General features: G+C 62.5%; 5 protein-coding genes and 2 rRNA genes. 3 read left to right on the forward strand and 4 right to left on the reverse strand.

The window, feature by feature from the left end:
• Window positions 1-6: 6 nt before the first annotated feature.
• Both RMO23_RS16260 and RMO23_RS16265 read right to left on the reverse strand, forming a co-directional pair.
• Window positions 7-1,632, reverse strand: coding sequence for a GMC family oxidoreductase (locus RMO23_RS16260; protein WP_309683678.1), 1,626 nt, complete (start codon window positions 1,630-1,632; stop codon window positions 7-9).
• 16 nt (window positions 1,633-1,648) lie between these two features.
• Entirely contained in the window at window positions 1,649-2,155 is a 507-nt protein-coding gene (locus RMO23_RS16265) for a hypothetical protein (protein ID WP_309683680.1), read from the reverse strand.
• 67 nt (window positions 2,156-2,222) lie between these two features.
• Here RMO23_RS16265 and RMO23_RS16270 point away from each other — a divergent pair, with 67 nt between their 5' ends.
• Genes RMO23_RS16270 through RMO23_RS16280 form a run of 3 tightly spaced genes read left to right on the forward strand, consistent with a single transcriptional unit; the run spans window position 2,223 to window position 5,656 of the window.
• Entirely contained in the window at window positions 2,223-2,969 is a 747-nt protein-coding gene (locus RMO23_RS16270) for an FFLEELY motif protein (protein WP_309683681.1), read from the forward strand.
• A 57-nt stretch (window positions 2,970-3,026) separates the two neighbouring features.
• A complete protein-coding gene (locus tag RMO23_RS16275) occupies window positions 3,027-4,712 on the forward strand; it encodes an AMP-binding protein (RefSeq protein ID WP_309683683.1) in 1,686 nt (561 codons plus the stop codon).
• A gap of 23 nt (window positions 4,713-4,735) precedes the next feature.
• Window positions 4,736-5,656, forward strand: coding sequence for an MBL fold metallo-hydrolase (locus tag RMO23_RS16280; RefSeq protein ID WP_309683684.1), 921 nt, complete (start codon window positions 4,736-4,738; stop codon window positions 5,654-5,656).
• Between the two features lie 59 nt (window positions 5,657-5,715).
• Here RMO23_RS16280 and rrf read toward each other — a convergent pair.
• Together rrf and RMO23_RS16290 are read right to left on the reverse strand one after the other, a co-directional pair.
• Window positions 5,716-5,828: ribosomal RNA gene (rrf, locus tag RMO23_RS16285) — 5S ribosomal RNA — on the reverse strand.
• A gap of 180 nt (window positions 5,829-6,008) precedes the next feature.
• A 23S ribosomal RNA gene (locus RMO23_RS16290) occupies window positions 6,009-6,138 on the reverse strand; the annotation flags it as partial.

Genomic DNA, 6,138 nt, shown 5'->3' on the forward strand with positions numbered 1-6,138 from the left:
GCCGCGTCAGGCCAGCGCGATGTCGCGGTGTGCCAGCCTTTTGACCAGGCCCTGGGCCAGCCGGTTGACCGTGCCATACACCGACAGCTGCGGGTTGGCGCCAATGCTGGTCGGGAAGAGGGAGCCGTCATGAATCGACAGGTTGTCGAGCTGCCAGTGCACGCCGTCGGGACGCGTCACGCCCTGCTGCTCGGTGCCGGCCAGGCCGCAGCCGCCCATGACGTGCGCGCTGACCACCTTGGTCAGCAGCGGCTTCATCGGCAGGGCATGGACCGCATCGCGCGCCTGCGCCCAACTGGTGTAGGGCTGCGCCATCTCGTGCAGCGGAAACACCTGTTGGGCACCGGCGGCAAACTGGATTTCCATCATCGACAGCAGCGCGCGGCGGCCGCCGTCCATGACGTAGTCGGTCAGCGGGTAGTCGAGCACGGCGGAATCGTCGCCGCGCAACTTGACCTTGCCGCCCGGCGCCTGCTCGTGAAAGCCGTCGCGCAGCAGCGCCAGCAGCGTGTGGTTGTGCGGAAACGAGCGCAGCAGGTCGTCCTGGCTCTGGCCGAAGCCGGGCACGGTGGAGGCAAAAATCACCGGGTGCAGCGGCGGCGCCTCCAGTTTGTAACCGATGGGGCCGTCAATCGCCTGGGTTTCGAGAAAGTGGTCGCTGTAAATCGTTTGCGGCGCGCCGTTCCAGGCCTCGACCTTTTGCGCAAAGACGCTGGACGACATGACGACCGGGTGCAAAAAGGTGCGCGTGCCCAGCCGGCCATGCGGATCGGGCGCGCCGGAGCGCAACAGCACCGCCGGCGAGTTGATGGCGCCGCCGGCCAGCACGTAGTGTTTTGCTACTATTTTGATAGCTGCCAGCGCGCGTTCTGATTGGGCTAGTGCCCCATTTGATGCTACAGGGCGGCAAATCAGGGCAGTTACGCGGCCGTTGGCCAGCTCAAAGCGCTCGGCCCGGGTTTCGGTGAGCAGCTGGGCGCCCAGGTCCAGCGCCGCCGGAATCGTGGTGACCAGCATCGACTGCTTGGCGTTGGTCGGGCAGCCCAGGCCGCAGGAGCCGAGGTTCCAGCAGGCCTTGACATTGCGTGAGATGGTGGCGGCCGGAATGCCGAGCTTGGCCGCGCCGCGGCGCAGCAGGTCGTTGTTTTCGTTGGGGGCGGCCAGCCAGGGCGAGATGTTGAGGCGCTGTTCGGCCTGCGCAAAATAAGGCGCCAGCGCATCGACGCTGTAGTCCTTCAGGCCAAACCTGTCCTGCCAGAACTTGAGCGTGGCGGCGGGGGTGCGGAACGAGCTGGTCCAGTTGACCGTGGTGGAGCCGCCGACGCAGCGGCCCTGCAGGATGTTGATGGCCTTGTCGGCGGTTTTGCGGGCCGCGCTTTCCTGGTACAGCGACGGATAGGCTTCGGACTCTTTCTGATTGAAGTCGCTGCTGCTCTTGAGCGGGCCTTCTTCGACAATCACCACCTGCAGCCCGGCCCTGGCCAGCAGCTCGGCGGTGATGCCGGCGCCCGCGCCGCTGCCGATGATGGCGACGTCGCAGACGATTTTTTCGGGGGTGGGGCCGAGCGGGCCGCCCGAGACTTTCCAGCCGCGTGCAATGCCCTCGCGGATCGGGTCTTTCAATTGGCTCATGCTGCTTTTTTTGCTTTCAAATCTTCTGCGGGCCAGGATAGCCGAGCAGGGGCCAGCTGCTGGCGTCTGAAAAATACGCGCCGGCGGTGATGTCATGCAGCGCGGCATAGGCCTGCTGGCGCAGGGCCAGGCTGGACAGGCGCATGCCCTGCAGCGCCTGCTGGATGTCGTGGATGCTGGCTTGCGGCCAGGGCGCAGCCAGACCGGCCAGCGTGCGCCGGCCGGCGCTGCTGGCCAGCAGGGACAGCAGCTGCGACAGCTCTGCCTGCGCAGGCGGTGGCAGCGCCTGCACCAGCGTATCAACGCGGCTGAGCAGGCCATTGAGCGCAATCTGGCGCGGGCCGTCTTCGGCGGGCAGGCTCTTGTCCAGAATGCCGCGCCCGACCGCCGCAAACACCTCGCGGCCCGATGCACTCAGGGTGCTGCCTTCGAGGCCTGGCGCGAGCAACGCGGCGGCGCCACCGGCCAGCAGCAGCACGGCCGCCGAGCTGGCCCCGAGTTTGAGTAGCGTTCTTCTTTGCATGCGGGCAGTTTCGCATGGGGCTTGCGGATTCAATAGAGCTCCGTACCTAGATAAACTCGGGGTTTGTATGGACCCAAGCGTTAACAATATTCACCTTGCCCTGCAGGCCGTGTCGATCTTTCGGCAACAGCATGCAGCCGATCCCGAACTGGCGCGGGCCAGCGCTGAAGTCAAACGCTTTCAGGCACGCCGCTTTCAGGCCACCTATGTCGACCTGCTGCACAGCCCGCGCTATAAAAGCGCCACCACGTTTTTTCTGGACGAGCTGTACAGCGACAAGGACTATGCCGAGCGTGACCAGCAGTTTGCCCGCATCGCCAACACGATTGCCCGGCTGTTTCCGCAGGCCGTGGTGGACACGGCGGCGGCCCTGGCCGAGGTACATGCGCTGACCGAAAAGCTCGACGACCTGATGGCACGGCAATGGCGGGCTGACCAATCAGCCCATCCCGGCAGCACTGTCTGCGCCCGCTATATCCGCTGCTGGCGCGCCGTGGCCGACATGGCCGCGCGGCACCGGCAACTGGACGTGGTGCTGCATCTGGGCAAGGAGCTGAACCGCCTGACCCGCATGCCGGGGCTGCGCACCCTGCTCAAGATGATGCGGCGCCCGGCCGCCGCGGCCGGCCTGAGCGCGCTGCAGCATTTTCTGGAAACCGGGTTTGACGCGTTTGCCCACATGCGTGGCGCCGACGCGTTCATGGCCCTGGTCGAGCAGCGCGAATCGGAGTGGATACGCGCCCTGTTTGAAGACGACCCTGTCGCCTGCGAGACCAAATTGGGCCATTTGCTGGCGACCGGCCCGGCAAACTAGGACAAGCCCCCTACGGATTCGCCGGCCCGGCTTTCACAATCAGCGCAAGGAGTTTGTATGGACAAGCATTGGCTCAAGAGTTACCCCGAAGGCGTGGCGCACACGATAGACCCGGAGCAGTACCGATCGCTCAACCAGCTGCTGGAGGAGTCCTTCAAGAAGCATGCGTCCAAGCCATTTTCGGTCTGCATGGACCGCTGGATGTCTTACGCGGAACTGGACAACCTGTCGGCGGCGCTGGGCGCCTGGCTGCAGAACCTGGGGCTGGAGCCGGGCGCGCGCGTCGCCATCATGCTGCCCAACGTGCCGCAGTTTGCCGTCACCATGGCGGCGGTGCTGCGCGCCGGTTTCACCTGCGTCAACGTCAACCCGCTCTACACCGCGCGCGAACTGGAGCACCAGCTCAAGGACTCGGGCGCGACCACGATTGTCATCCTTGAAAATTTCGCCGTCACGCTGGCGGAGGTGATCGAGAAAACCCCGGTCAAGAACGTCGTGATGGCGTCCATGGGCGACTTGCTCGGCTTTTGGTACGGCAACTGGATCACCTTTGCCGTGCGGCATCTGGCCAAGCTGGTGCCGCCCTACAAGCTGCCGCTGGCCGACGGCCGGGCCGTCACGCCCTTCAACCGCGCGATTGCCGAAGGCAGCCGACTGACCCTGAAGCCGGCGCAGAGCACGCTCGATTCGACCGCCTTTTTGCAATACACCGGCGGCACGACGGGGCTGTCGAAAGGCGCGGTGCTGACGCACCGCAATATCGTGGCCGCCATCCTGCAGGCCGAGGCCTGGTTCACACCGGCGCTGCGCCGTATCGGTGACGTCAGCAAGACCAACAACATTGCGGCGCTGCCGCTGTACCACATCTTCGCGTTGACGCTTTCGCTGCTGACCATCCGCTGGGGCGCGCATCTGACGCTGGTGCCCAATCCGCGCGACTTCGGCAAATTCATCGACGTGCTCAAGAAGCGGCCGTTTCACATGCTGCCGGCCGTCAACACCCTGTTCAACGCCCTGCTGCAGCATCCCCAGTTCAAAACGGTTGATTTTTCGACGCTTTGCGTGTCGCAGGCCGGAGGCATGGCGGCGTCCGAAGGCACTGCCAGGCATTGGCTGCAAGTCACGGGCTGCCCCATGATCGAAGGCTGGGGCATGAGTGAGACCTGCGCCATCGGCACCAACAACCCGGTGACCAACCGAACTTTCAGCGGCACCATCGGCCTGCCACTGCCCAGCATCGACATCGCCATCAAGGATGACGACGGGAATTGCGTCGCGCCTGGCACGCCCGGCGAAATCGGCATCAAGGGCCCGCAGGTCATGACCGGCTACTACCAGCAGCCCGAAGAAACCCGAAAGGCCTTCACCGCCGACGGCTTCATGCTGACCGGCGACATCGGCATCATGGACGAGCAGGGCTACACCCGAATCATTGACCGGAAAAAGGACATGATCATCGTCTCGGGTTTCAATGTGTTTCCGAACGAGCTGGAAAATGTGGTGTCCCTGTGCCCCGGCGTGATCGAATGCGCGGCCATCGGCATCGCGGATGAAAAACAGGGCGAGGCGATCAAGATATTTGTCGTCAAGAACGATCCCACGCTGACCGAGGACGATGTGAGCGCCTACTGCAAACAACACCTGACCGGCTATAAACGGCCCAAATACATCGAGTTTCGCGACGACCTGCCCAAAACCAATGTCGGCAAGATACTGCGGCGCGAACTGCGCGCAGCGGCCTGAGGCTTCGCGATGCTGCTGATCCGATGACGCTACCGAACTTGCCCCGGGGCCTGCATGTTTTCGAGCGCGGCTGGCTGTCCGCGAACAACATCTTATTTACCGACGGCGAGAAAACGCTGCTGGTCGACAGCGGCTACTGCACCCACGCGGCGCAAACCCTGTCGTTGCTCGAAGGCGTGCTGGGCGAGCGGCCGCTGGACATGCTGGTCAACACCCACCTGCACAGCGACCACTGCGGTGGCAATGCGGCCCTGCAGGCGCGATATGCCGCGCTTCAGACCCTGATTCCGCCAGGCCATGCGGCACAGGTCGCGCAGTGGGACCCGGTCGCGCTGACCTACCAGCCCACCGGGCAACTCTGTCCTCAATTCACCTTCAGCCAGACGCTGCAGCCGGGCGCCCAGATCCGCTTCGGTGCCGCGCAATGGCAGATTCACGCGGCCGCCGGACACGACCCGCATTCCGTGATTTTCTTTGAGCCGGCCAGCAGAACGCTGATTTCTGCTGATGCGCTGTGGGAAAACGGATTCGGCGTGGTATTTCCCGAGCTTGAAGGCGTGGATGCCTTTTCCGAAGTGGCCGCGACACTGGGCTTGATTGGACGCCTGAACCCGGCAGTCATCATTCCAGGGCATGGCCGGGTCTTTAACTACACCCCTGAAGTGATGGCGCACGCCCGGGAACGGTTGGACTTTTTCGTCAGGCACCCGGTCAAGCACGCCCGCCACGCCGTGAAGGCGCTGCTGAAGTTCAAATTGCTCGAATTGCAGCGCTGTTCGTTCCACGAATTTGCGCAATGGGCCGAATCCACGGCCTACTTCCTGCAGATCCGGCAAACTTTTTTCCCAGAGTTGAAGGTGCAGCCTTGGATTACCCAGTTGTGCGCCGAGTTGGTTGCTGCTGGCGTAGCCAAAAGAGAAGGCGCCTATATCCTCAATGCCTGAGGCGGCGCAAAAACAAAACGCCCAGTTGAGATTTCAACTGGGCGTTAGTCGCTATAAGAGCCTGACGATGTCCTACTTTCACACGGGAACCCGCACTATCATCGGCGCTAAGTCGTTTCACTGTCCTGTTCGGGATGGGAAGGAGTGGTACCAACTTGCTATGGTCATCAGGCATAACTTTTTGACGGACTGTTCACTCAGGAACAATCCATCGAATTCATAGAGCAAATCAGCTTGTATTTAGGAGATGCACATCGTATTAGGATGCGTCTTTTGAATGCGTCAACTTGGCATAACAGCCTTGACAGACCATTGGCTTAATTAAAACCAATGATAAGACTATCAAAGTTATAGGGTCAAGCCGCACGAGCAATTAGTATCAGTTAGCTTAACGCATTACTGCGCTTCCACACCTGACCTATCAACGTCCTGGTCTTGAACGACTCTTCAGGGGGCTCAAGGCCCCGGCAGATCTCATCTTG

Source organism: Polaromonas sp., assembly GCF_031411155.1.
Classification (GTDB): domain Bacteria; phylum Pseudomonadota; class Gammaproteobacteria; order Burkholderiales; family Burkholderiaceae_C; genus Polaromonas.

Bases quoted from the DNA above. Each gene is read 5' to 3' on its own strand.
- RMO23_RS16260 (WP_309683678.1), bottom strand. From the start codon at position 1,632: ATGAGCCAATTGAAAGACCCGATCCGCGAGGGCATTGCACGCGGCTGG.
- RMO23_RS16265 (WP_309683680.1), bottom strand. From the start codon at position 2,155: ATGCAAAGAAGAACGCTACTCAAACTCGGGGCCAGCTCGGCGGCCGTG.
- RMO23_RS16270 (WP_309683681.1), top strand. From the start codon at position 2,223: ATGGACCCAAGCGTTAACAATATTCACCTTGCCCTGCAGGCCGTGTCG.
- RMO23_RS16275 (WP_309683683.1), top strand. From the start codon at position 3,027: ATGGACAAGCATTGGCTCAAGAGTTACCCCGAAGGCGTGGCGCACACG.
- RMO23_RS16280 (WP_309683684.1), top strand. From the start codon at position 4,736: ATGACGCTACCGAACTTGCCCCGGGGCCTGCATGTTTTCGAGCGCGGC.